Source organism: Bordetella sp. 2513F2 (assembly GCF_054642735.1).
Genome location: NZ_CM137755.1, coordinates 2,159,931 through 2,182,865, shown reverse-complemented (window position 1 = coordinate 2,182,865; position 22,935 = coordinate 2,159,931). Strand labels below are relative to the sequence as shown.

At 70.5% G+C, this 22,935-nt stretch carries 25 protein-coding genes and 1 pseudogene; 9 read left to right on the top strand and 17 right to left on the bottom strand.

The genetic code is table 11. The features are described from left to right. Window positions 1-9 precede the first annotated feature (9 nt). On the bottom strand, window positions 10-549 hold the full coding sequence (locus tag ACYBYQ_RS10290; protein WP_459618644.1) for a peroxiredoxin: 540 nt from the start codon (window positions 547-549) through the stop codon (window positions 10-12). A gap of 175 nt (window positions 550-724) precedes the next feature. On the opposite strand from ACYBYQ_RS10290, the gene ACYBYQ_RS10285 reads away from it, so the two are divergent. After that, window positions 725-1,111 (top strand): hypothetical protein, encoded by a 387-nt coding sequence (locus tag ACYBYQ_RS10285; protein ID WP_459618643.1) that lies wholly within the window; start codon window positions 725-727, stop codon window positions 1,109-1,111. A gap of 74 nt (window positions 1,112-1,185) precedes the next feature. On the opposite strand, the gene ACYBYQ_RS10280 is transcribed toward ACYBYQ_RS10285, so the two are convergent. Next, window positions 1,186-1,587: a DoxX family protein gene (locus tag ACYBYQ_RS10280; RefSeq protein ID WP_459618642.1), complete on the bottom strand. Its 402-nt coding sequence runs from the start codon at window positions 1,585-1,587 to the stop codon at window positions 1,186-1,188. Window positions 1,588-1,757: 170 nt separating this feature from the next. Between ACYBYQ_RS10280 and ACYBYQ_RS10275 the strand changes: the two genes are divergently transcribed. Both ACYBYQ_RS10275 and ACYBYQ_RS10270 read left to right on the top strand, forming a co-directional pair. Beyond that, the gene (locus ACYBYQ_RS10275; protein ID WP_459618641.1) at window positions 1,758-2,774 is read left to right on the top strand and encodes a M4 family metallopeptidase; all 1,017 of its coding nucleotides are present in this window, start codon (window positions 1,758-1,760) and stop codon (window positions 2,772-2,774) included. Continuing rightward, a complete protein-coding gene (locus ACYBYQ_RS10270) occupies window positions 2,771-3,085 on the top strand; it encodes a protealysin inhibitor emfourin (RefSeq protein ID WP_459618640.1) in 315 nt (104 codons plus the stop codon). The genes ACYBYQ_RS10275 and ACYBYQ_RS10270 overlap by 4 nt, the downstream gene beginning before the upstream one ends. Here the strand turns inward: ACYBYQ_RS10270 and ACYBYQ_RS10265 are convergent. The 3 genes from ACYBYQ_RS10265 to ACYBYQ_RS10255 all read right to left on the bottom strand — a co-directional run bounded on the left by ACYBYQ_RS10265 (window position 3,082) and on the right by ACYBYQ_RS10255 (window position 5,376). Then, on the bottom strand, window positions 3,082-4,053 hold the full coding sequence (locus tag ACYBYQ_RS10265; RefSeq protein ID WP_459618639.1) for an aldo/keto reductase: 972 nt from the start codon (window positions 4,051-4,053) through the stop codon (window positions 3,082-3,084). The genes ACYBYQ_RS10270 and ACYBYQ_RS10265 overlap by 4 nt on opposite strands. Further along, window positions 4,053-4,478: a universal stress protein gene (locus ACYBYQ_RS10260; protein WP_459618638.1), complete on the bottom strand. Its 426-nt coding sequence runs from the start codon at window positions 4,476-4,478 to the stop codon at window positions 4,053-4,055. Before ACYBYQ_RS10260 ends, ACYBYQ_RS10265 begins: the two co-directional genes overlap by 1 nt. A 124-nt stretch (window positions 4,479-4,602) precedes the next feature. Continuing rightward, entirely contained in the window at window positions 4,603-5,376 is a 774-nt protein-coding gene (locus ACYBYQ_RS10255) for an IclR family transcriptional regulator (protein WP_459618637.1), read from the bottom strand. Window positions 5,377-5,557: 181 nt separating this feature from the next. Here ACYBYQ_RS10255 and ACYBYQ_RS10250 point away from each other — a divergent pair, with 181 nt between their 5' ends. From ACYBYQ_RS10250 to ACYBYQ_RS10230, 5 genes are all read left to right on the top strand, one after another. After that, window positions 5,558-6,484, top strand: a complete 927-nt coding sequence (locus ACYBYQ_RS10250; protein WP_459618751.1) for a tripartite tricarboxylate transporter substrate binding protein — start codon at window positions 5,558-5,560, stop codon at window positions 6,482-6,484. A 20-nt stretch (window positions 6,485-6,504) separates the two neighbouring features. Beyond that, entirely contained in the window at window positions 6,505-7,323 is an 819-nt protein-coding gene (locus ACYBYQ_RS10245) for an enoyl-CoA hydratase/isomerase family protein (RefSeq protein ID WP_459618636.1), read from the top strand. Continuing rightward, a complete protein-coding gene (locus ACYBYQ_RS10240) occupies window positions 7,320-9,413 on the top strand; it encodes an acetate--CoA ligase family protein (RefSeq protein WP_459618635.1) in 2,094 nt (697 codons plus the stop codon). Before ACYBYQ_RS10245 ends, ACYBYQ_RS10240 begins: the two co-directional genes overlap by 4 nt. A 130-nt stretch (window positions 9,414-9,543) precedes the next feature. Next, window positions 9,544-9,924 (top strand): DUF6152 family protein, encoded by a 381-nt coding sequence (locus ACYBYQ_RS10235; RefSeq protein WP_459618634.1) that lies wholly within the window; start codon window positions 9,544-9,546, stop codon window positions 9,922-9,924. Between the two features lie 5 nt (window positions 9,925-9,929). Continuing rightward, on the top strand, window positions 9,930-10,397 hold the full coding sequence (locus ACYBYQ_RS10230; protein WP_459618633.1) for a DUF6644 family protein: 468 nt from the start codon (window positions 9,930-9,932) through the stop codon (window positions 10,395-10,397). 31 nt (window positions 10,398-10,428) lie between these two features. Here ACYBYQ_RS10230 and ACYBYQ_RS10225 read toward each other — a convergent pair whose 3' ends face one another. The 12 genes from ACYBYQ_RS10225 to ACYBYQ_RS10170 all read right to left on the bottom strand — a co-directional run bounded on the left by ACYBYQ_RS10225 (window position 10,429) and on the right by ACYBYQ_RS10170 (window position 22,301). Next, window positions 10,429-10,905, bottom strand: a complete 477-nt coding sequence (locus ACYBYQ_RS10225; protein ID WP_459618632.1) for an ureidoglycolate lyase — start codon at window positions 10,903-10,905, stop codon at window positions 10,429-10,431. A 148-nt stretch (window positions 10,906-11,053) separates the two neighbouring features. After that, entirely contained in the window at window positions 11,054-12,064 is a 1,011-nt protein-coding gene (locus ACYBYQ_RS10220) for an NAD(P)-dependent oxidoreductase (RefSeq protein WP_459618631.1), read from the bottom strand. Next, window positions 12,048-13,007 (bottom strand): Bug family tripartite tricarboxylate transporter substrate binding protein, encoded by a 960-nt coding sequence (locus tag ACYBYQ_RS10215; protein ID WP_459618630.1) that lies wholly within the window; start codon window positions 13,005-13,007, stop codon window positions 12,048-12,050. Before ACYBYQ_RS10215 ends, ACYBYQ_RS10220 begins: the two co-directional genes overlap by 17 nt. A gap of 99 nt (window positions 13,008-13,106) precedes the next feature. Beyond that, entirely contained in the window at window positions 13,107-13,907 is an 801-nt protein-coding gene (locus ACYBYQ_RS10210) for a class II aldolase/adducin family protein (RefSeq protein ID WP_459618629.1), read from the bottom strand. Window positions 13,908-14,064: 157 nt separating this feature from the next. Then, entirely contained in the window at window positions 14,065-14,994 is a 930-nt protein-coding gene (locus tag ACYBYQ_RS10205) for a LysR family transcriptional regulator (RefSeq protein ID WP_459618628.1), read from the bottom strand. A gap of 8 nt (window positions 14,995-15,002) precedes the next feature. Next, entirely contained in the window at window positions 15,003-16,604 is a 1,602-nt protein-coding gene (locus ACYBYQ_RS10200; RefSeq protein ID WP_459618627.1) for a rhodanese-related sulfurtransferase, read from the bottom strand. A 2-nt stretch (window positions 16,605-16,606) separates the two neighbouring features. Beyond that, window positions 16,607-17,215 (bottom strand): cysteine dioxygenase family protein, encoded by a 609-nt coding sequence (locus ACYBYQ_RS10195; protein ID WP_459618626.1) that lies wholly within the window; start codon window positions 17,213-17,215, stop codon window positions 16,607-16,609. Between the two features lie 130 nt (window positions 17,216-17,345). Then, window positions 17,346-18,350 (bottom strand): ABC transporter substrate-binding protein, encoded by a 1,005-nt coding sequence (locus ACYBYQ_RS10190; protein WP_459618625.1) that lies wholly within the window; start codon window positions 18,348-18,350, stop codon window positions 17,346-17,348. A 311-nt stretch (window positions 18,351-18,661) separates the two neighbouring features. After that, entirely contained in the window at window positions 18,662-19,651 is a 990-nt protein-coding gene (locus tag ACYBYQ_RS10185; RefSeq protein WP_459618624.1) for a ketopantoate reductase family protein, read from the bottom strand. An 11-nt stretch (window positions 19,652-19,662) separates the two neighbouring features. Continuing rightward, a complete protein-coding gene (locus ACYBYQ_RS10180; protein WP_459618623.1) occupies window positions 19,663-20,529 on the bottom strand; it encodes a tripartite tricarboxylate transporter substrate binding protein in 867 nt (288 codons plus the stop codon). 185 nt (window positions 20,530-20,714) lie between these two features. After that, window positions 20,715-21,452: a class II aldolase/adducin family protein gene (locus tag ACYBYQ_RS10175; RefSeq protein WP_459618622.1), complete on the bottom strand. Its 738-nt coding sequence runs from the start codon at window positions 21,450-21,452 to the stop codon at window positions 20,715-20,717. A gap of 228 nt (window positions 21,453-21,680) precedes the next feature. Further along, window positions 21,681-22,301, bottom strand: coding sequence for an ABC transporter ATP-binding protein (locus ACYBYQ_RS10170; RefSeq protein WP_459618621.1), 621 nt, complete (start codon window positions 22,299-22,301; stop codon window positions 21,681-21,683). 120 nt (window positions 22,302-22,421) lie between these two features. Between ACYBYQ_RS10170 and ACYBYQ_RS10165 the strand changes: the two are divergent. After that, window positions 22,422-22,933 (top strand): annotated as a pseudogene (locus ACYBYQ_RS10165) (glutathione S-transferase family protein). The last annotated feature ends 2 nt before the right edge of the window (window positions 22,934-22,935 follow it).

Genomic DNA, 22,935 nt, shown 5'->3' with positions numbered 1-22,935 from the left:
GCAGGCGCCTCAGCGGCCGGCCTTCCAGGCCCGCAGCGCCTCGAGCGTGCGCGTGACGTGGTGCTCGGGATTGGCGTCGCCGTAGGCATAGAGGATGCGGCCTTCGGGCGATATGACGTACGACACGCGCTGCGCGGCATCGGGACGGCGCTGGCTGGCCGCGTCGTAGCTGCGCATGACGGCGCCGTCGGCGTCGGCCGCCACGGGAAACTTGCCGGCGCAATCGGCCGCCGAAAAGCGCTTGAGCGTGTCCATGTCGTCGCCCGACATGCCCACCACCGTGGCGCCCAGGGCCTGGTATTGCGGAATGGCTTCGGCGAAGCTGCGCGCCTCGAGGCTGCAGCCCTGGGTGAAGGCAGCCGGATAGAAATACAGCACCACGGGGCCGCGGGCGCGCGCCTCGGCGAGGTCGAACGTATAGGGTTCGCCCGCCAGCGCGGCCGGCGCACGGAAGTCGGGAGCCGGCGCGCCGACGGGAAGCACGGCGCGCGCCGCGGGCACGGCGGCCCACAGGCAGGCCGCCAGGGCGATGCGTGAGAGCGGGGTCATGGCAATCTCCGTGCGCAGGACAATGGCTACCGTTATAGCCATCGGCGCCGCCGCAGTCCAGGGGCACGCCGCCACCGGCACATTTGCTTACTGCTGCCGGTTGACGGCCGGCGGCGGTTTGGACGAGCCTAAGGGCATGCGGGACGATGCATGCCCATCCCATCAGGAGCGGAACTTGTCCGAGTATCTTGCGCCGAGCCGCCGTCGCGGCATGCCGGCCTTGCGGGCCCTGGCGCTGTGCGCCGCAGCCCTGGCGGCGCCCGCCACGGCCCAGGAAGGCATCCTGCCGGCGCGGCCGGCAACGCCTCCCGAGCGTCCGGTCATGCCTTCGTATACGGCGCCGCCCGGGGCCAACCGGGCGCTGCCGCCCATGCCGCAACCCACGCGGCCGGCCGTGCCGCCCATGCCGCGGCCGCAGCCGCAGCCGGTGACGCCGGCCCCGGCCATGCCCAGGATCTCGCCGCCCGAGCCTGCCGCGCCGCGCGGCGCCGTGCCGCCGGTGCGCCAGCCGGGCACCCGGCCCGGCCCTACCGCGCCGTCGCGGGGCGGGCTGCTGCGATGAACACCGGCCGCAACGCAGCCCGGATGTGGCGAGGGCCGCTTGCGCGGCCCCCGGAGCGACGTGGTGGGGTGGCGTCAGTTCCAGCGGCCACCGGAACCCGCGAGGCTGAAGCGGCCCGCGCCCAGGAAGAACACGGCCAGCGCGCCGAACAGGAACATGCCCTGCAGCTCCAGGGCCCAGCCGCCCGTGTTGTTGCGGCTGGCGATCTCGCCCATGTGGACCAGCAGCGTGGCCACCACCATGTTGCCGGCGATGAGCAGGGCGCCCAGGCGGGCGTAGATGCCCAGGATCACCAGCAGCGGGCCGATGATCTCGCCCACGTACACGAAATAGGCCAGGAAGCCGGGCAGGCCGTGCGAGGACAGCATGCCGGCGATGCCGCCGACGCCCCCGTTGAGCTTGGCCAGGCCATGCAGGAGGATCATGATCCCGAGGCTGAGGCGCAGGATCAGCTTGCCAGTGTCGTCGGATTTCATCGTTGGTGTTCTCGTTGGGATGCGGGGATGAACGCCCGCGCGCTGCGCAGGCTCCTGCCCCGGGCGCGAGTGCCGCGGGGCCGCGCCATTATGGCAAATACCGACGCCCCGGTACAGCCGCCCGCCTGCAAGCCGTACAGCACGTTCCCGCCTGTGCAAGGAGATCGACCATGTCCGCGCCGCGCACCCTGATTCCTCCGTACCTGCTGGACCACCTGGCCAGCCGGCGTGGCCATGCCGCCGCCCGCGCCGCCTACACGCTGCAGCTCGAGCAGCGCCGCGCCCTCGCGGCAACGGCGCCTGCCGCGCCGCTGCCGGACCCCGGGCATACGCCCGGACGCCCGACGCGGCAGGTGCACGACGCCGCCAACGGCACCGACCTGCCCGGCGAGCTGGTGCGCAGCGAAGGGCAGGGGCCGCGGGGCGATCCGGCCGTCGACGAAGCCTATGCGCACCTCGGCGCCGTGCACGCGTATTTCTGGACCGTCCATGGGCGCGACTCCATCGACGGCGCGGGCATGCCGCTGGTGGCCACGGTGCACTACGGAGAAGACTACGAAAACGCCTTCTGGAACGGCGCGCAGATGGTCTTCGGCGATGGCGACGGCGGGATCTTCAACCGTTTCACGGTGGCCGTGGACATCGTGGGCCATGAGCTGGCGCACGGCGTGATAGACCGGGCGGGCGGCCTTCATTACCAGGGCCAGTCGGGCGCGCTGAATGAATCGCTTTGCGACGTGTTCGGCTCGCTCGTGAAGCAGCACGCCGCAGGCCAGCGCGTCGACGAGGCCGACTGGCTGGTGGGCCAGGGCCTGTTCACCGATGCGGTCAATGCCCGCGCGCTGCGCTCGATGGCGCAGCCCGGCACGGCCTACGACGACCCCGCACTGGGGCGCGACCCGCAACCGGCCCACATGCGCGACTTCGTGGTCACCGCGCAGGACAACGGCGGCGTCCACATCAATTCCGGCATACCCAACCGCGCCTTCTATCTGGCAGCCAGCGCGCTGGGCGGCCATGCGTGGGAGCATGCCGGGCGGCTGTGGTACGGCGCGCTCACCGGCGGGCGGCTGCGGCCGGACATGGACTTCGCGGAATTCGCCGGCCTGACGCTGGCGGCCGCCAGCGAGGCCGAATTGCGCGATGCCGCCAGGCGGGCCTGGCAGGAAGTCGGGGTGCTGGCGTGATCACGCTGCCGCCCCTGGACGCCGCATTGCGCGTATGCATCCGTCGCGAGGGCGGCCTGGTGCACCTGCCCACGCGCGCCTTGCCGCGCGAACTCGACCTGCGCAGCTGCCCCGAGCCGCAGCGCCGCGCCGTGTGCGATGCGCTGGCCGAAGCTGCCGGCCGTGCCGGGCCGGGCGGCGGCGCCGACCAGCGTTACTACCATGTCGAGATCCTGTTCGATCCGCAGGCCGGGCCGCAGCAGGTGACCTTCCGGATCCCGGAAACCCGCATGCCCAAGGCCCTGGTGCAGCTCTGGAAGACAGGACATTAGGCCAGCTCGACCGGCTTGTCGCGCCAGTACGCGGCATCCGGCAGCGGGCCCATGGCGGCAGCGGCGTTGTCGCGCATGTGCTCGGGGCGCCGCGTGCCCGGAATCACGCACGTGACCGCCGGATGGCTCAGCACGAATTTCAGCAGCACCTGGGCCCAGGTGCGCGCCCCGATCTCGCCGGCCCAGGCGGGCAGCGGCCGATCGGAAAGACGGCGCAGCAGGCCGCCGCCGCCGAACGGCCGGTTCACCAGCACGGCCACGCCGCGGTCGGCGGCCAGCGGCAGCAGCCGCAGCGCCGCATCGCGGTCGTCGAAGGCGTAGTTGATTTGCAGGAAGTCCAGCCGCTCGGCGCGCAGCACCGCCTCGACGTCATCGTAGGCCGATGACGTGTAGTGCGTGATGCCCGCGTAGCGCACGCGGCCCTCGGCCTGCAGCGCGCGTATCGAGGCCAGCTGCGTGCGCCAGTCGAGCAGATTGTGCACCTGCAGCAGGTCGATGCGGTCGGTGCGCAGGCGGCGCATGGATTCGGCCATCTGCGCCAGCCCCGCCTGCCGTCCGCGGGTCCAGACCTTCGTGGCCAGGAAGGCCTGCGCCCGCGTGCCGCTGTCGGCCAGCAGCCTGCCCGTGATCTCTTCCGCGCGGCCGTACATGGGGGAGGAGTCCAGCACGCTGCCGCCAGCCGCCTGCAGCTCGCGCAGCACCCCCGCCAGGGCCGCGTATTCGGGCCCGTCTGGCGCGACGTCGAAACCGATGTACGTGCCGCAGCCCACCATGGGCAGCGCTTCGCCGCTGGACAGGATGGGACGGGTTCCCATGCGGGGCGCGGCGCGCTGTGCGCTGCCGGCGGCCTGCGCCATCGCGGGCAGGCAGGCCCACGCGGCCGCCGCCGCCCCGGCGCGCAGCAGCCTTGCCCGGCCGGCATCGGCGGGCGCGCCGCCGGACCCGGACGTGGCGGGCGGACGCGGCATCACTTCACCAGCGTGATGGGAACCTCGGCCTGGTGGATCACCTTGCGCGTGACCGAACCCAGCAGCAGGCCGCTCACCGCACCCAGGCCGCGCGTGCCCATGTAGATATGGTCGCATTTCTCCGAGCGCGCGTACTCGACGATTTCTTCGTCGTACTGGCCCAGGCGCTTGGCGAGCAGGTAGCGCACGCCGGCCTGCTCGAGCGGCGGCAGAGCCGAGTCCAGCGCGGCCTTGTGCTCGGACTCGTAGTACGCATCCACGTCTTCCTTGTTGAGGAACATGCGCGCATGGCCCGACACGATGGGTATCTGCACGTTCAGCACATGCAGTTCCGCATCGCCCACCAGCTTGGCCATGCGGATGGCCTCATGCAGCGCCCGCACCGCGCATTCGGATCCATCGACCGGGACGAGTATCTTCAGCATGATCATCTCCTTGAGTGGGGAAGGCGTACCGACAGCATAGGCCAACGGCTTGCGCAGCGCATTGATAGATCGCAAGCACATATGAAATTGCGCAACCTGGCGTGCGGCGTGCGGCGGGTGCGCCTCACGCCGCCGCGCGCTCGATGCGCCGGGCCAGCTCCAGCAGCGCCTGGGCCAGGTCGGGCGCGGCCCGCAGCGGCTCGGCCAGGCCGGACGTGCTGACGTTGAGCACGTGCACCGGTCCGCCGCCCAGCGCCAGGGGTGTGGCCAGCGCCACCACCTCGGGCTGCCAGCTGGCCAGGCACCATCCCTGGCGCCGCACGTCTGCCACGGCCGCGGCGATCTCGCGCCGCAGCCGGCGGCCGGCCGACGGCTTGCGGGCATACATCGGGGCCAGCAGGCGTTCGCGCGCTGCGTCGTCGAGGGTGGCGAGATAGGCCCGTCCCAGCGACGTCAAGGCGATCGGCACGCGCTGGCCGGCGACGACGGTGCGCAGCGAGGCCCGCCGCGCATAGCGCACGGATTCCAGATAGACCATGTCTTCGCCATCGGGCACCGCCAGGCCCACGTTGATGCGCCGCGATTGCGCCAGCGCCTGCATCATGGGCGCGGCAATGCGCAGCACCGGCGAACTGCTGCGCATGGCATGTCCCAGGCTCAGCACCGGCGCTCCCAGCCGGTATGCGCGCAGCGCAGGTTCATGCTGCAGGAACCCGGTCTTCACGAGGGTCTGCGTCAGGCGGCTCACCGTTGCGCGCGACAGGCCGGTGCGTTCGGCAAGTTCGCCATTGCCCAGCAGTTCCGAGCCCGGCCGGAACGCGCGCAGGATGGCGATGCCGCGTTCCAGCGAACGATTCGTGGGCGATGCAGCCCCGCGGCGCGTTGCCGTGCGTTCCATGCCGATGCTCCCGTCATTTCCACCAGATGGAAATGGTAGCGCCGTTCCGGCGGCGCGCCGTCCTAAACTGGCCGTGTCCATGCAAATACAACGAATGCGGCCATGACCGCAGAAGGAGACAATCGTGCATAGCCTGCGCAAACTGCGCCGCGCCGCGATCGCGGCACTGGCAACTATCCCGATGCTGGCCGGCGCCGCGGCTGCTGCCGCCTATCCCGAACGCCCCGTGACGCTGGTGGTGCCGTTCCCGCCGGGCGGCGGCACCGACCTGATAGGGCGCCAGCTGGCAGAAGGCATGGCGCGTTCGCTCGGCCAGCCGGTGGTGGTGGAGAACCGCGGCGGCGCCAGCACCATCATAGGCACCGAGGCCGTGGCGCGCAGCAAGCCGGACGGCTACACGCTGGTGCTGGCCACGTTCGCGCATGCAGTGAACCCGGCCTTGCGGCCTGGCAAGCTGCCGTACGACACGGACCGCGACTTCGCCCCCGTGGCGCTGGTGGGGCGCTCGCCCAATGTGCTGGTGGTCTCGCCCAAGCGGCCATTCCGCAACCTGCAGGAGCTGATCGACTACGCGCGCGCCCACCCCGGCGAGCTCAATTTCGGTTCGTACGGCAACGGCACGTCGGCGCATCTTGCCGGCGAGATGTTCAAGACAATGGCCCAGGTCGATATCACCCATGTGCCGTATCGCGGCTCGGGCCCGGCGCTCAATGACCTGCTGGGCGGACAGATCGACATGATGTTCTCCACCATGGCCAGCGTGGCGCAGCACATCAAGAGCGGGCAGCTGCGAGGGCTGGCCGTGACCACGGCCGAACGCTCGCCGGCGCAGCCCGACCTGCCCACGGTGGCGGAAGCCGGCGTGGCCGGCTATCGCGTGGACAGCTGGTACGGATTGTTCGTGCCCGCCGGCACGCCGCCCGATATCGTCGACCGCCTGAATGCGGCCCTGCGCGAAGCGGTGCAGGCGCCCGCATTCCGCCGCAACGTCGAGCAGGAAGGGCTGGTGGTCGACGCCGGCCCGCCTGCGCAGCTGAGCCGCTACGTGCAGGAGGAAGCGCAGCGCTGGCGCGACCTGATCTCCCGCACCGGCATCCAGGACCAGTGATACCCCACCAGGAAAACAAGATGCGCGAAAAACCCGACACGAATGCAGAAGCTCCCGTGCTGTACGAAGTCCGCGATGGCACGGGGCTCATCACACTGAACCGGCCCGCCGTGCGCAATGCGCTGGACGACGCCACGCGCCAGGTGCTGGTCGACATCCTGGATCGCGCCGGCCGCGACCCGGCGGTGCGCGCCGTGGTGCTGACGGGCGCCGGCAAGGCGTTCTGCGCCGGCGGCGACGTACGTGGCATGCAGGAGCGCATGCAGGCGCCACCGGGAGAAGTCGCCTTCAATGGATGGAGCCGCCAGCAGCGGACGCACCACGCCGTGCTTGCCTTGCACCAGCTGCCCAAGCCCGTCATCGCCGCGGTCAACGGGCCGGCAACCGGCCTGGGGGCCGACCTGGCGTTCTGCTGCGATTTCGTGCTGGCGTCCGACACGGCCACGTTCGCCATGACCTATGTGCTGCGCGGCCTGATACCCGACGGCGGAGGCATGTATTTCCTGCCGCGCCGCGTGGGCCTGCCGCGGGCCAAGGAGCTCATCTACTCCGGCCGCACCGTGGCGGCGCAGGAAGCGCTGGGCCTGGGCATGGCGGATCGGCTTGCGCCGCCCGAAGCGCTGCTCGACACGGCGCTCGACTGGGCCCGCTCGCTTTCCGGCGGCTCGGCTGCCGCGCTCGCCCTGAGCAAGTCCATCCTGGACCGCACGTTCGAGTCCAGCGTGGAACAGATCTTCGCGCTGGGCAGCCAGGCCCAGGCCATCTGCTACAGCACCGACGCGCACCGCGCCAGTGTCGAAGCATTCCTGCAGGCGCGTTCGCGCAAGGGGCAGGCATGAACGATCCCATCGCACAGAACCCCATCGAACGCCTGCTGCGCCCGCGCAGCGTCGCCGTCGTGGGCGCCTCGGCGGACCCGTCCAAGACCGCCGGCCGGCCGGTGGCCTACCTGCAGCGCCATGGTTATGCGGGCGCGATCTACCCCGTGAACCCGCGCGCGGACGAAGTCGGCGGCCTGCGCTGCTATCCGGACATCGCCGCGCTGCCCGAGGCGCCCGACGTGGCGCTGGTGCTGCTCGGGGCCGGCCGCGCCACCGAAGCCGTGGCGCAACTCGCGGAACGCGGCACGGCGGCAGCCATCGTGCTGGCCAGCGGCTACGCCGAGGTGGGCGGCGAGGGCGCGCAGCGCCAGGAAGAACTGAAGCGGGCCGCCGGCGCGATGCGCCTCCTCGGCCCCAACACCATAGGGCTGGTGAATCTGCGCGACCGCATCGTGCTCAGCGCCAGCGGCGCCCTGGAAATGGCCGAGCTGCCGGCCGGCAACATCGCGCTGGTGTCGCAGAGCGGCGGCATCCTGGGGGCCACGCTGTCGCGCGGCGCCGCGGCAGGCATCGGCTTCTCGGCCCTGGTCTCGACCAGCAACGAGGCTGACCTCGAGGTTGCCGACTTCGTGGCGCATTTCGCGCGCGATCCGCACACCGCCGTGATCGCGCTGTACCTGGAAACGCTGCGGCACCCGGAGAACTTCCGGCAGGCCGTCCGGCAGGCCAGCAGCCAGGGCAAGCCCGTGGTCGTCTACAAGGTGGGCCGGTCCGAGGCCGGCGCCCGCGCCGCCGCCTCGCATACCGGCGCGCTGGCCGGCGGCGACGCCATGTACGAGGCCCTGTTCCGGCAGGTGGGCGCCATCCGCGCGCAACGCTACGCAGACCTGCTCGACATCGCCAATGCGCTGGCGGCCCGCCGCCGGCCCGCCGGCCGCCGGGTGGCCATCCTGACGTCCACGGGCGGGGCCGGCACGCTGGTGGCCGACAGCCTGGGCGCGGCCGGCTTCGACGCGCCGCCTCCCGGCCCGGACACCGCGCAGGCCCTGCGCGCGCTGCACGACGATGCGCAGATGGTGCTGGACCGCAACCCGATCGACGTCACGCTGGCCGGCCTGCAGCCCGACCTGCTCGCACGGGCCGTGGCCACGCTGGCCGCGAGCGACGACTACGATGCCGTGGTCACGGTGGTGGGCTCCTCGGCGCTGGGCCGGCCGCGACTGGCGGCGGACGCCATTGCCGCCTGCCTGCCCCATACCGGCAAGCCCCTGCTGGCCTATGTGAGCCCGCACGCGCCGGAAGTGCTGGCCCACCTGAACCGCATTGCCGTGCCTGCCTTGGCCGCGCCGGAGAGCATAGGGACGGTGCTCCACGCCCTGCACCAGGCAGGCAGGGCCCCGGTTGCCGCCCCGCAGCCCATTCCGGGCGACGTACCGGCGCCGCCCGCACAATGGCGCGGCAGCCTCGACGAAGTGCGCGCGCGGGCGCTGTTCGCGAGCTGCGGCATCGCGGGGCCCAGGGAGGCCGTGGTGCATGGGCCGGAAGACGGCGCGCGCTACGCCCGGGAACTCGGCCAGCCGGTCGTCGTCAAGGTCGTGTCGCCCCACATCACGCACAAGACCGAGGCCGGCGGGGTGGCGCTGGACGTGCCGCCCGAGCGCGTGGCGGGAGAGATCCAGGCCATGGACCGGCGTGTGCGCGAGCGCGCCGGCGTGGCGCCCGAGGGCTTCCTGATCCAGGAGCGCGTGCAGGACGGCGTGGAGATCATCCTCGGCCTGCGGCGCGACGCCGCGCTGGGCACCAGCCTGCTGCTGGGCTTCGGCGGCGTGACCGCCGAGCTGTTCCGCGACACCAGCCTGCGGCTGCTGCCGGTGGATCGCGACACAGTGCTGGAAATGCTGCAGGCCTTGCGTGCCTGGCCGCTGCTGGACGGCTATCGCGGCCGGCCGCGCGCCGACGTGCCGGCCCTGGTCGAGGCCGTGCTGCGCTTTGCGCAGCTGGCGCAGGCCCTGGGCGACCGGCTGGTGGAGGCCGAGATCAATCCGCTCTTCGTGCTGGAGGCGGGGCAGGGCGTGCGCGCAGTGGATGCCGTGGCCGTGCTGGCCTGAGCCGGCGCCTGTATCCGCCGGCGCCTGTATCCTGCGCCGCGCCCGGGGTATAGTGGCCTGCAGGCCCGGCCGCGACGCACCGTCCGGCCGGGCAGGACGATCGATTCCACATCGTGCGGGAGGTGTCATCATGTCCTATCGAACCCTGGCCGCCGGCGTGCTCGGGCTGGCCCTTGCCGGGCCCTTGGCGCCCGTTGCGTCGGCGCACCACGGATGGTCCTGGGCCGACGCGGAGCAGATCCAGCTGCGCGGCACCGTCGCCAAGGTGCAGATCGCGCCGCCCCATCCCTGGCTGGACGTCCAGACCGACGACGGCACGTGGCGCGTGGAGCTGGGCAACCCCACGCAGACCAGCCGCGCCGGCTTCACCGAAGGCTCGGCCAAGCCCGGCGATGCCATCGTGGCCACCGGCAACCGTGCCTCGGACCACGCCGAGAAGCGCATGAAGGCCGTGCAGATCACCGTGGGCGACAAGACCTACGACATCTATCCCGACCGGATCCGGAAATAGCCTCCATGGTGCTGGAATGGCTGGGCGGCCTGCCGCCCGCCGTGCTGCTGCGGCACTCGGGCACCGCCTACCTGCTGGTCAACGCGCTGCACATAGCCTCGCTGGGCGTGCTGCTCGGCGCCATCGTCGCGCTGGATCTGCGCCTGCTCGGCGCGGCCCGCGCCGTGCCGCTGGCCGCCCTGGGCCCGTTTCTTTCGCGGCTGGCCGCCTGCGGCCTGGCCGCGGCGGTGCTGTCGGGCGTCTGGCTGTTCTCGGTGCGGCCCGGCGAATATGCCGGCAATGCGGCGTTCCTGGCGAAGCTGGGGCTGGTGGGGCTGGGCGTGCTGAATGCGCTGTGGCTGCACGCCGGCCGCCACTGGCGCGGCGCGCTGCACGGCGATGGCGTGCCGGCTGCGGCGCGCGCGCATGCCCTGGCATCATTGGCGCTGTGGCCTTGCGCCATCGTGGCGGGGCGCTGGATCGGGTTCCTTTAGCATTCCTGTAGCAGCGACGCCCGCGCAGGGCTCAGGCCGGCGTTGCCGCGAAAGGCGTCACGGCGGCGAATTCCTCGTCGCCCTCGCTGCCGTCGCGCCACATGAAGATCGCGAAATCCGCGGGCTGCCCCAGCACCGTGAGACCGTGATGCCAGGTATCGGCCCTGTAGGTGATGCCCTGGCCGGGCCCGCCCACGAAGGCCTGCGCCCGCGCCGCGTCGGGCCCGCCGTCCGGGGCATGGGGCGCAACCACGATCAGCCAGCGGTCCACGGCCAGCGGCACGAAGCTCTGCGACGAGTACCGGTGCCGCTCGAGCGCCGTCACGCGCAGCGGCAGCGGGGTCGGCTCGCAATGGATGAGCGACAGGCTGGCCCGCGCCTGCTCGCGCAGGTTGGCCAGGGTGTCGTCGAAATAACGCCGCCCTGGCGTGCGCGGGATCTCGAGCACCTCGCCGTACGGCGCAAAAGCGCTGGCTGTCAGGGGCCGGGCCAGTATCGTGGGGAGCATGCGTCTTCTCCGCATCCGTGCGCGCAGCGCCCATGCGCTGCGACCCGCCGGCATTGTAGGCAGAAGCGGGCATGGCCGGCCATCGCAGCCAGACGCCCCGGCATGCCGGCATGCGGGGCCTCCGGTGCTGCGGCCGGTCTTTCAGCCGCTAGCTTTTCAACCTGTTGGCCAGTTCCGTCCCCGCCGCCCAGCGCTTGAGGTTCTCCACGAACAGGCGCCGCACCCTGGGTGCGTTGCCGTCGGAGAAGCCGGCGCTGTGCGGGGTGACGATGACGTTGGGCAGGCCCCAGAGCGGCGAGTCCGGCGGCAGCGGCTCCTGCTGGAACACGTCCAGGTAGGCGCCAGCCAGGCGGCCCGACGCCAGCCGTTCGACCAGGGCGGCTTCGTCGATCACGTGGCCGCGGGCCACGTTGACCAGCATGGCGCGGGCCGGCAGCGCGTCCAGAGCCTGGCGGTCCACCAGGCCTTGCGTGACGGAAGTGAGCGGACAGGCCAGCACCAGCCAGTCGGCATCCGGCAGCAGGCTTGCCAGTTCGCCATAGCTGCCGGTACGCAGCGCGCCTTCCACCGGCGTGGCGGTATGGCGCACCACCGACAGCTTCATGCCCAGCGCGCGCAACAGCGTGCCGATCTGCTGGCCGATGCCGCCCCAGCCCACGATCACGGCATGCTGGCCGGTGAGGTCGCGCGGCAGCAGTTCGTCGAGCAGCGGCTTCCATGTGCGCGCACGCTGCGCCTCGGCCAGCAGCGGCAGGCGGCGCGCGAGCGCCAGCAGGCCGGCCAGCGCCGCGTGGGCCACCACCGCGTCGCTGGCGCCCTGCGAGGTGGTGACGGCCACCCCGCGCGCATGCAGGCTCTGGTAGATCTCGCGGTCGGCGCCGGCCGAATGCACGTGCACCCAGGCCAGGGTGGGCGAATGCCGCATGGCTTCGTAGTACAGCGCCGTCTCGGGCGTGATGGCGAACTTGGTCGAGCGCCCGGTGATGTCGCGCGACACGAAGGCCACGTCGGCGGCCAGCGGCTCGCCGGCCTGCGGATGGCACAGCGTCCAGCGGGGCAGCCCGGGCTCGGCCTCCAGGGCCTGCCGCAGGGCCGGGGCCTCGGCAGGCGAGCACATCACGCGCAGGGGATCATTCAGGGGGTCATTCAGCTTGGGCATCGAATTTCTTCACCAGTACGGCCCACTTCTCGTATTCGGCCTGGATGAACTTGCCGAAGTCCTCCGGGGATCCCCCCACGGGCTCGGCGCCTTCACGGATCATCTGCTCCTTGAGCGCCGGCAGCGCGGCGTTGACTTCGCGGTTCACCGCGTCGACCACGCCGGGCGGCGTGCCCTTGGGCGCGAAGAAGCCGAACCAGGATCCGGCGTCGAACCCCGGGAAGCCGGATTCGGCGATGGTGGGCAGCTCGGGCAGCCCGGCCGAGCGCTGCTGCGTGCTGACCGCCAGCGCGCGCAGCTTGCCGGCGCGGATGTGGCCGATCACCGAGGGGATGGTGGCGAACATGAAGTCCACGCGGCCGGCCAGCAGGTCGTTGACGGCGTCAGCCCCCTTGTACGGAATGTGCGTGGCCTCCACGCCCAGCTGGTCCATCAGCATGTAGCTCGACAGGTGCGAGGAGGTGCCGACGCCGGTGGAGGCGTAGTTGAGCATCTTGCCGCGCTTGACATGCTCGAGGAAGCTCTTGATGTCTTGGGCCGGCGAGGAGGGCGGCACCACCAGCACGTTGGGCACCGTGGCGATCTGCACCATGGGCACCAGGTCGGTGAGCGGGTTGTACGACAGCTTGTTGAGCGAGGGGTTGACCGCGATGGGGCCCACCGAGTTCACGATCAGCGTGTACCCGTCGGGCGCGGCGCGCACCACGTATTCGGTGCCGATGTTGCCGCCGGCGCCGGGCCGGTTCTCCACCACGAAAGGCTGGCCCAGCTTCTGGGCCATGATGTTGGTCATGCTGCGCGTGAGCGAATCGGTGGTGCCGCCGGGCGAAAAGGCCACCACCACCTTGACGGCGCGTTCGGGATAATCGGCCGCGTGCGCGGCGGGAAGGATACAGGCGCTGGCCAGGGCCACGCCGGCGAGCAGGGCTCGGACGGTATGCATGATGTCTCCTTTATGGGTATTGGGTATTTCTGGTGTGTGGCAGGCCCGCGGCCGGCGCGGCAGGCCCGCAGCCGCGCCAGCCACGGGCCGGGTGCAACGCTAGTCGCGGTAGCCCGGGTCCATGCGGTCGAGCTTGCGCAGCAGCGCCGGCCATTCCATGACGCCATAGGGCCGCCGGGTGCCGGGTTGGTAGTTGTTCCAGGTCTCTTCCAGCACTTCGGGCGGCACGGCCTGCAGCCTCGCGCCGGTGGCCATGGCGGCGAGCTGGGCGCGGCACGCCAGTTCCAGCCTGTGCATCCAGTTGAAGGCCTCGCCCACCGTGCGACCCACGGTGAGGACGCCATGGTTGCGCAGGATCAGCGCCTCGCCCTGGCCCAGGTCCTGCACCAGCGATTCCTGTTCCGCGGTGTCGAGCACCACGCCCTGGTAGTCGTGGTAGCCGATCTTGAGAAAGCGCATGGCGGTCTGCGTGAGCGGCAGCAGCCCGCACTCCAGCGAGGACACCGCCATCGAGGCCCAGCTGTGGGTGTGGATCACGCAGTCCACGTCGTGGCGCGCCGCATGCACGGCGCTGTGGATCACGTAGCCGGCCTTGTTGATGCCGTAGTTCAGGTCGCCGAAATCGGGCTTGGCCAGGACGGTGCCGTCGATGTCGACCTTGATCAGGCTGGAGGCGGTGATCTCCTCGTACATCATGCCGTACGGGTTGATCAGGAAGGCGTTGTCCTCGTCCGGCACGCGGGCCGAGATGTGGTTGGCCATCATGTCGGACATGCCGTAGAGGGCCACCAGCCGATAACAGGCGGCGAGGTTCACGCGCGCCGTCCACTCCGCTTCGGAGCAATGCGGCCGCATGGAGGGAATGGCGAGCACGCCAGGGCGGGAAGAGTCCGTCGTCATCACGATCCGAGATGTGGGTTGCCTGGGCACCATGCACAGGCATCATCCGGACGCACTCTATTCCCGGGTACGGCCCGTGGCTAGACGCCTGGATGGCATGGGGGCATCACGAATCCAGAAGGGTTTCGGACGACGCACCGGCCCCTTCGGCCGGCAATCAGGAAACCAGGGTCGCCCCGGGCCAGCCGCCGTGGCGCACCAGGCTGCGCATGACGTCCGTGAGCACCGAGCGCGCCGCCAGCGCGGCCGGCGACAGCTCTTCGTCGCTCAGGCAGGTGACGAGGTTGCGCCGGAACAGGAATGGGTCGTTGATCGGATGCATGTTGAGCAGGCCCGCCTCGACGCGCACCACGGCCGCCCCCGGCTGTATCGTCGCCATGGCGTTGGCCTGCACGATGTCCATCAGCGTGGTCAGGCCGTCGACTTCGATCGCCACCCATGGCTCCAGGCCCGCGCGGTCGAATGCGGCCTCGACCCAGGCGCGCAGGCCGTGCGCCTTGCTGGTCACGGCCAGCGGCACGCCGGCCAGCCCGGAGAGCTCGACGGGTTCGCCGTCGCGCAGCGGCAGCAGGCCGCGGCGCGCCAGCAGGAAGAGCTTCTCGTCCAGCACGGGCAGGGCGCTGCGGCCGCCCTGGGCCGTGCCGTCGTTCTGGAACAGCACGGCCAGGTCCAGGCGCCTGCCGTTGAGCAGGTCGCCCAGGTTGCCCGACAGCCCCTCGACCAGGTGCAGCCGCACGTTGGGATGACGCTCGGCCATGGCGGCATGGAAGGGCCGGGCCAGCAGCGAAGCGGTGGTGGGGGCAAAGCCCACGCTCGCCATGCCGGACAGGCGGGTCTCGCGCGCCGCGGCCACGGCGTGCTCGGCGTGGCGCAGCGTGAGCCGGGCCTGCCGCAGGAAGGCCGTGCCGGCTGCCGTGGGCACCACGCCCGTGGCCGTGCGCGTCAGCAGCCGCGTGGCCAGCTCGCCCTCGAGCCGGCTGATCTGCTGGCTGAGCGCGGAGGCCACCACGCCCAGGTCGCGCGCCGCGCGGCCGATGCTGCCGAGTTCGGCGACGCGCACGAAATAACGGAGCTGGCGCAGTTCCATGCCCGGCCCTAGATCACGCGAAAGCCGTGCGTGCCGTCGCGCCGGAGCTGCTCGACCAGGCCGAACTCCCAGTCCAGGTAGGCCTGCATGGCCTCGCGCGGGGCGTCGGTGCCCTCGTAGGGCCGGCGGTAGCGGTCGATGCGCGGCGACGCCAGATGCGTTTCGCCCTGCTCGACGGGCAGGCCCGCCGCAAGCCACGCGGCCGTGCCGCCTTCGAGCACGTACACGGGCACGTCGGTGAGGGCGGCGGCATCCTGCGCGGCAAAACGGGCCAGCAGCGACGATCCGCAGGTGAACACGTAGCGGGCCGGCCGGGGCAGGCGCCCGAGCAGCGTGGGCAGCTGCGCCCGCACGGCGAACCAGGCGCCGGGGACGTGCGCCTTCACGTAGTTGGCGCTGGCGGTGACGTCCAGCACCAGCGTGGGCGTCTCGCGCGATTCCAGCCAGTGCGCCAGGGTGGCCGGATCCACGGTGGCCGCATCGGGCGGCGCGGGCATCGCGCGCTGCCAGGGGGCGGACGTGTAATGGGCCGGCGCGGGAGGCGGGCTCACCATGTAGACGTCCCACCCCATCTGCGCCAGCCAGGAACCCGTCATGGCGGCGCGCACGCCGTCGTCGTCGGCCAGGACCAGCCGGGCTCCGCGCACCGGCGCATGGTGGTCGGTTTCCTGCACCAGCTGCCCGCCCTGCGCAGGCGCGAAATCCGGCAGGTGCCCGGCGGCGTACTCGTCGGGCGTGCGGACGTCGAAGCGGTACAGCGTGCGCCCCGGCTGCTGCAGCCCGGGCACGTCTTCGAGGCGGACGCGCCTGACGCCCGCCAGATCGGCCACCCGCTGCGCGTCGGCGCGGGCCGCCTCGAGCACGCCCGGGCTCACCGGCGGGTGGCGGCGCGTGGCGGCGTGGTCCAGCGCCTGGCCCGCCAGCACCCAGCCTATGGTGCCGTTGCGCAGCGCCGCCACCGGATTGGGAATGCCGGCGTTCACCAGCGACTGCGTGCCGATGATGCTGCGGGTGCGGCCCGCGCAGTTCACGATCACCCGCGTGGACGGGTCCGGCGCCAGCTCGCGCACGCGCAGCACCAGCTCCGCGCCGGGCACGCTGGTGGCCGTGGGAATGCTCATGGTGTGGTATTCGTCGTAGCGCCGCACGTCCAGCACGACCACGTCGTCGCCGGCATCGAGGAGCTGCCTGACTTCCTGCGCGCTGAGGGATGGCGTGTGGCGCTGCGCCTCCACCCATTCGCCGAAGGCCTTGCTGGGCACGTTGACGTCGCGGAACAGTTCGCCGCCCGCCTCGCGCCAGCCTGCCAGGCCGTGCTCCAGGGCGCGCACGTCGGTATAGCCCAGCGCCTGCAGCACCCGGATGGCCCGGGGCGCGAGGTCGCCGCGGTCGTCATGGCCATAGACCACGATGCGGGTGTCGCGCCGGGGGATGCGTTCCCAGGCGTCCAGCTCCAGCCGAGACAGCGGGAAATTGGCGGCCCAGAGCGGATGCTCCTGGGCATAGGGATCCTCCTCGCGCACGTCGATCAGGGCGATTTCCTCGCCCGCCAGCAATGCGGCGCGTACGTCGCGGCAGGTGGAAACGGTTTCGGCTCGGGGTGATGGCATGGTCAGTTCTGCTCTCTGGAGAGATCCCAGATATTGGGAAGCGTGGTGTTGGCGTAACCGGAAACAAAGGGCTTGCGCGTGCCGCCGGCCTCGTAGATCCACCGCCGCACCGCGCCGATGTTGGCGCCGTAGACATGGATGCTGATGGACACGCGGTCGTCATGGGCATTGCGCACGCGATGGATGTCGCCCACGCCGGGCGACACGGCTTCCACCTGCCCGGGCTCCAGCCGCAACGCCGCACCGGCCTCCTCGGGAGCCTGGCCCTCGCGCCAGCGGTAGGGCTGCGAATACTCGGCGCCGCGCAGCATGCCGATCAAACCCCAGACAGTATGGTCATGCACGGGCGTGCTCTGGCCCGGCCCCCAGACGAAGCTGACCACGCAGAACCGCTGCGCGGAGTCGGCATGCAGCAGGTACTGGCGGTAGTGCCGCGGGTCGGGGAGGGCGTATTCGTCGGGCAGCCAGTCGTCGCGCGAGACCAGGTCGCGCAGCAATTCCCCGCCGTGCCGCAGGATTCCCGCCTCGTCGGGACGCCGGTCCAGCAGTCCGGCAAACGCCGTGACGAAGCCGCGCAGCGGCGCATGGGAACGAAACGGGGTGGCGTCCATCCGGAGACCTCATCGCGGGTTGATTTGCCCCGATCGTAATACCAAGTGGGCCGGCCGGCCGAATGGCAGCCTGCCATGGCGCCGATGGGCCGCGCATGCCGGGGCATGCGCGGCCCATCGGCATGCCGCGTCAACCCGCCAGTTCGTTGCGCACGCGCAGCGCCACGTCGGCCGGAACCCATTTGTTCCAGACCTCGGGATACTTCTTCAGGAAGTACATGGCCGCCTCATCGATTTCGAGGCGCTCGCGTTCCATCTGGCCCAGTGCTTCGGTGACGGCCGCTTCGGGCACATTCACTTTCGAAAGGAATTCGGCAAGCCGGGGCGCGCGCGCCACGAACGCGGTGTTGACCGCGGTGACCACCGGGTACGCAGCCAGCCCCGTGGGCTGCGGATCCTGGCACTTCGGATCGGTGATGCAGGCCAGCGCCCGCTGGTTCACCGGCGGCAGTTCCAGCTTCACGAGGTCCAGCGACCCGATCAGCGAGGTGGGCGTCCAGTAATAGAAGACAATGTCTTTCTTGCGCTTGTACGCCGAGACGATGGCAGCGCGCTGCGCGGCGGCGTTGCCCGGCGAGTACACCAGGTATTCGTCCTGCAGGCCGAAGGCCTTCAGCAGGTTGGCGTTGATGGTGCCGCACGTCCAGCCTACCGCGCAGCCATAGATGCGGCCTTTCTGCGGATCCTCGTCGTCGACGAACGCGTCATGCAGGCCCTTCAGGTCCGCCACGCGGCGCAGCTGCGGGAACCTGTCGGCGGTGTAGCGCGGCACGTACCAGCCGTCGGTGCCGGTGAACACCGTGCCCAGTGCCTGCACCTTGCCGGCCGCCAGCGCTTCGTCCCAGGCCTGCTGCATCTGGGAGATCCAGACCTCGGTGTTCACATCGACGTCGCCGCGCTGCAGCGCGGCGAACATCGGCAGCGTGTCGCCCTGTTCGACGGAGGTCTTGCAGCCGTAGCCGTGCTCCACGATGTAGCGCTGCACCTCCACGAGCATGAGGTTCGACTCCCAGTTCATGCCACCGAATTTCATGGGCCGGTCCAGCTCGCAGGCAGGGGATTGCGCGTGGGCATTGACGCCCGAGGCGGTGCCCAGGATCAGGCTGGCGGCGGCGAGGATTCGGTTCAAGCGCATGCAATGGGTCATCGATCGATGGGTCCTTTCCGTGAAGAAAAGGGCTGATGATAACAAGGGCCTTGCGGCACATCCGCCCGCGTGGTGGGCCACCTGGGCGGCGGCATACAGGTGACCACGGCTGAAGGGGTGGACTTCCGCCTGCAATACGACGGCGAGTTCTCGTCGGACACGCGCAGCCATGCCGGGTCGCTGAAAGTGAACTGGCGCTTCTAGTGAGCTGGCGCTTCTCGTTCAGGCAGCGCTGCCGCACCGTACTGCGCCGGACGGAAGCCGGGGCTGCCGCCCCGGGCTCCGTTCGCTGCGGGCCGCTACGACCTCGGCAGCGCCAGGCCGCCGGGCCACCTGGCCCGCACCTTGAGCAGGGCGAACAGCGCATCCATCATGGGCGTACGCACGTCCACGAGACGGGCGATGTCCTGCACGGCAAGCAGTTGCGCATCCATCTCCATGGGGCGGCCGGCCAGCAGATCCTGCAGCATCGACGGCTTGTGCGCATAGGCCTTGCCCTGGGCCAGCAGGGCCTCGATATCCGGCTGCAGCACCACGCCCAGCCGCGCGGCGACGGCCACGCATTCCCCGGCGAGCTGCCGGTAGAGCTGCACCAGGTCCGGGTCTTCGGCAATGTCCCGGGACGTGGCCAGCGCCAGGCAGGCCATGGGAGACGTCACGACATTGAGCAGCAGCTTGTCCCACACCGCGGCGCGGATGTCCGGCGTGGGCGTGACCTCGCCATAGGGCGGGCCCAGGGCCTCGCACAGCGCCGTCAGCCTGGGCGTGATCCGGCCCGAGAGCTCTCCCAGCACCAGGCTGTTGCGCAGGCTGCGCGCCTGGACGACGCCGGGCGCGACCACCTCGTTCGGCGAACGCACCACCGCGCCCATGGCGCGCTGCAGGCCGACGCCGTCGGCCAGCAGGCCGCCCGGATCCAGCCGGTCGATGCGGCGCCCCTCGAAAGGGCCGCCGGCCTGGTGGAAATACCACCAGGGCACGCCATTGACCACGTAGACCACAGGCGTATCGGGGCCCAGCAGCCGCGCCAGGCCCGGCGCGGCCGCAGGCAGCGAATGCGCCTTCATGGCCGTGATCACCACGTCCTGCGGCCCCAGGTCGGCGGGATCGTCGGAGGCCCGCACCGCCACGGTGTAGGTCTCGTCCGGCAAGCGCAGTGTCAGGCCATCGCGCCGCATCGCCTCGAGGTGCGCGCCGCGCGCGACCACCGATACGTCGAGCCCGCCGCGCGCCAGCTTGGCGGCCAGGTGGCCGCCGACTGCCCCCGCGCCATAGATGCATACTTTCATGATCGGGCCTGTCAGTCCGATCCCAGGCCGATCTGCTTGGCGATGCCTTTCCAGCGCGCGACATCGCGCTCGATCAGCGCGTCCACCTCGTCCGGCGTCGACGGCCAGGGCGTGAGCGCCTGCGCCTCGAAGGCCGTGAGCGTGGCCGGCGCACGCAGGTAGGCATTGATCGCGCCATTCAGTTTTTCCACCGTCGCGCGCGGCGTGTTCTTCGGCGCCAGCACCGCATACCAGAGGTCGATCTGGTATCCCGGGAGGCCCGATTCCGCCACGGTGGGCAGGTCCGGCATGGCGCTCCAGCGCTGCGTGCCGGCGACGCCGAACGCCTTCAGCTGGCCCGACCTGATATAGGGCAGCACCGAGTTCGCCGGCCCGATCAGCACCTGCACCCGGTTGGCCAGCAGCTCGGGCATCATCTGGCTGGCGCCCTTGAAGGGCACGTGCACCATCTCCACGCCCGCCGTGGCATTGAACAGCTCGCCCGCCATGTGCTGCACCGTGCTCGGCCCGGAACTCGCGAAATTGAGCGTGCCGGGCTGGGCCTTGGCCAGCTTGATGAGCTCGGCCGTGGTTTCGACCTCGAGCTGCGGGTTCACCACCAGCAGCATGGGCATGCTGGCCACCATGGCCACGCCGGCCAGGTCGCGGGCCAGGCTGAACGGCGGCTTGGCCGTGGTGGCGTCGACGATGGTGGCCGTGTTGGCAGCCATGAGCAGCGTGTAGCCGTCGGCGTCGGCCTTCGCCACCACGTCGGAGCCGATCAGGCCGCCTGCGCCGGCCTTGTTCTCCACCACGAAGCTCTGGCCCAGGCTCTCCTGCAACACGCGCCCCATGTCGCGGGCCAGGAAGTCGTTGCCGCCGCCGGGAAGAAAGGGCACGACGATACGGACCTGCCGGGCAGGGTAGGAGCCCGCATCCGCGGCATGGGCCGGCACAGCCCCAGCATGGTCGTCGCCAGCAGGGCGAGCGCGGCATTCTTGATGAAGCGAGTCATGATTCCCCTTGGTTTTCTCTGGTTTGAATCGGTGCGCGCGACGGCGCCGCGGCGCCCGTCGTGCGGGTGCTATTCGGCGAATGCCGGATCGAGCTTGTAGGCCAGCCGCAGGCACGCGGCCCAGTCCTTCGCGCCTGCCTGCTCGGGATCGTCGAAGGTGACCTGCGTGACGCCGTAGGCCGCGATCTCGTCCGGAATGAGCGTGACCTCGGCCCCGCCCGCCAGCGCGGCGATCTGCCCGCGGCAGGCCATCTCCAGGTACTGGTGCTCCACCATGGCCTCAGCCAGCGTGCGGCCGCACACCAGCGCGCCGTGGTTGCGGAGCAGGGCGACGCGGTGCCCGCCCAGGCTCTCGATCAGCGGGGCGCGCTGCGACATGTTGAATTCGAAGCCGCCGAACGTGTGATAGGCCAGGCGCTTGTAGAACTTGACCGCATGCTGGTTGACCATCAGCAAGCCATGCTTCTGCGCCGACACCCCCATGTTGGCGGTGGTATGGGTATGGAACACCGCGTTGATGTCCGGCCGCGCCTGCAGGATGCCTGCGTGTATCACCAGGCTGCCGCCCTTGAGCGGCGGGCCGTCGTGGCGCGGCGTGCCGTCCAGCCCGTACTTGCGCAGCGACGAGGCCGTCACTTCCTCGAACATCTCGGTGGACTGCTTCACCAGCAGCGCATCCGGCTCGTCTGGCACCCGCACCGACAAGTGGTTGTAGGTGAGATCGCTCACGCCCAGGTGGGCCAGGACGCGGTAGCACGCCGCGAGTTCGATCCGCGCATGACGTTCTGCGTTGCTGATTGAGGCCATGAAATCCTTGCCGTCTTGAAGGGCGGTATTTAAATAGATACCAGTACCGATTTTGGTACATAGCACTGGACGAAAGTAGCTGGGGAATACCCGGCCAGGTCTCTTGCGTGCCGGCGTCCTAAATACGCATAATGTATATTATGTAAAGTATCAAATGGGCCGGGACGGCACAGCCGCCCTAGTCGGCCGGCAGCAAAGTCCATGCGGCTCTACGTCGGCTCGTGCTCTTCATGCCTGCCGCAACTCGTCCACCGCGATCATCCTCGCCCCGCATGCCCGCACGAGCTCCGGATCATGGCTGGCGAACAGCACCACACGATCCCTGGACCAGGTCCGGAACAGCTCCGCCAGTACGCTGCGGGCCTGGGCGTCGAGGCCATCGCCGGGCCCGTCGGCGACGACGACGGCGGGCGCGCCCAAGGCCGCTGCCGCCACGAACACCTTCCTGCGCGTGCCGGTCGACATCTGTTCGAAGCGCTTGTCCAGATGAGGCGCCAGCCCCAGCCGGTGCGCCAGGTCCAGCACCGTGTCGTCGACTGCAGCCTTCCGGGCCGCTGCCGCCTGCTCGAGCCATCCGCGGCCGGTCTGCGCGGGCTGCGCCATGCAATCGGCGGGCACATGGGCCAGCCGGGCTCTGGCCTGCCCGGGCGCGTTGCGCAGCGAATGGCCGGCTATCCACACGTCTCCCTCATCCGGGGCGACGATGCCGGCAATGATGTCCAGCAAGGTGGACTTGCCGCTGCTGTGTTCTTCACACAGCGCCACGCATCCGGGTTCGAAGGCATGGTCCAGCCCTTCGAAGACGATATGGTTGCCGTAGCGCTTGCCCAGGTTCTCGATGCGCAGCATGAGCGGATTCCTTCCGTGTCCGTGATCCAGCCTGCTTTTACCTTTTACTACATGCAGGCCACCGGCTATCCTCGCTGGACAGGCCCGCAAACGCCAAAGATCACTCGAAGGAGGAAGCCGATGCCCCGCTGGACCTATTACACCGCCCCTGGCACGTGCGCGCTGGCGACGCACATCGCGCTGTGCGAAGCCGACGCCGATTTCGATCTGGTGAAGCTGGATTTCAGCATCGGCCAGCAGCAGAGCCCGGAGTACCTGGCCATCAATCCCAAGGGTCGCGTGCCGGCGCTGAAGACCGAGCGCGGCGTGCTCACCGAAACACCTGCCCTGCTCGCCTTCGTGGCCCAGGCCTTTCCGGCCGCGCGGCTTGCGCCATTGGACGATCCTTACGCTTTCGCCCGTATGCAGGAACTGGCCAGCTACCTGGCCTCCACGGTGTGGAATCGCAGATCGCCGGACCCTGGGTGGCGGGCGAACGCTACAGCGTGGTCGACGGCTATCTGTACACCGTGGGCAGCTGGCTGGAAGGCGACGAAGTGGACATGGCGCGGTTTCCCAGGCTCGCGGCCTACCTGGAACGGGTGGCGGCCCGCCCGGCAGTGCAGCAGGCGCTGGCGCAGGCGAGCGCCTGACC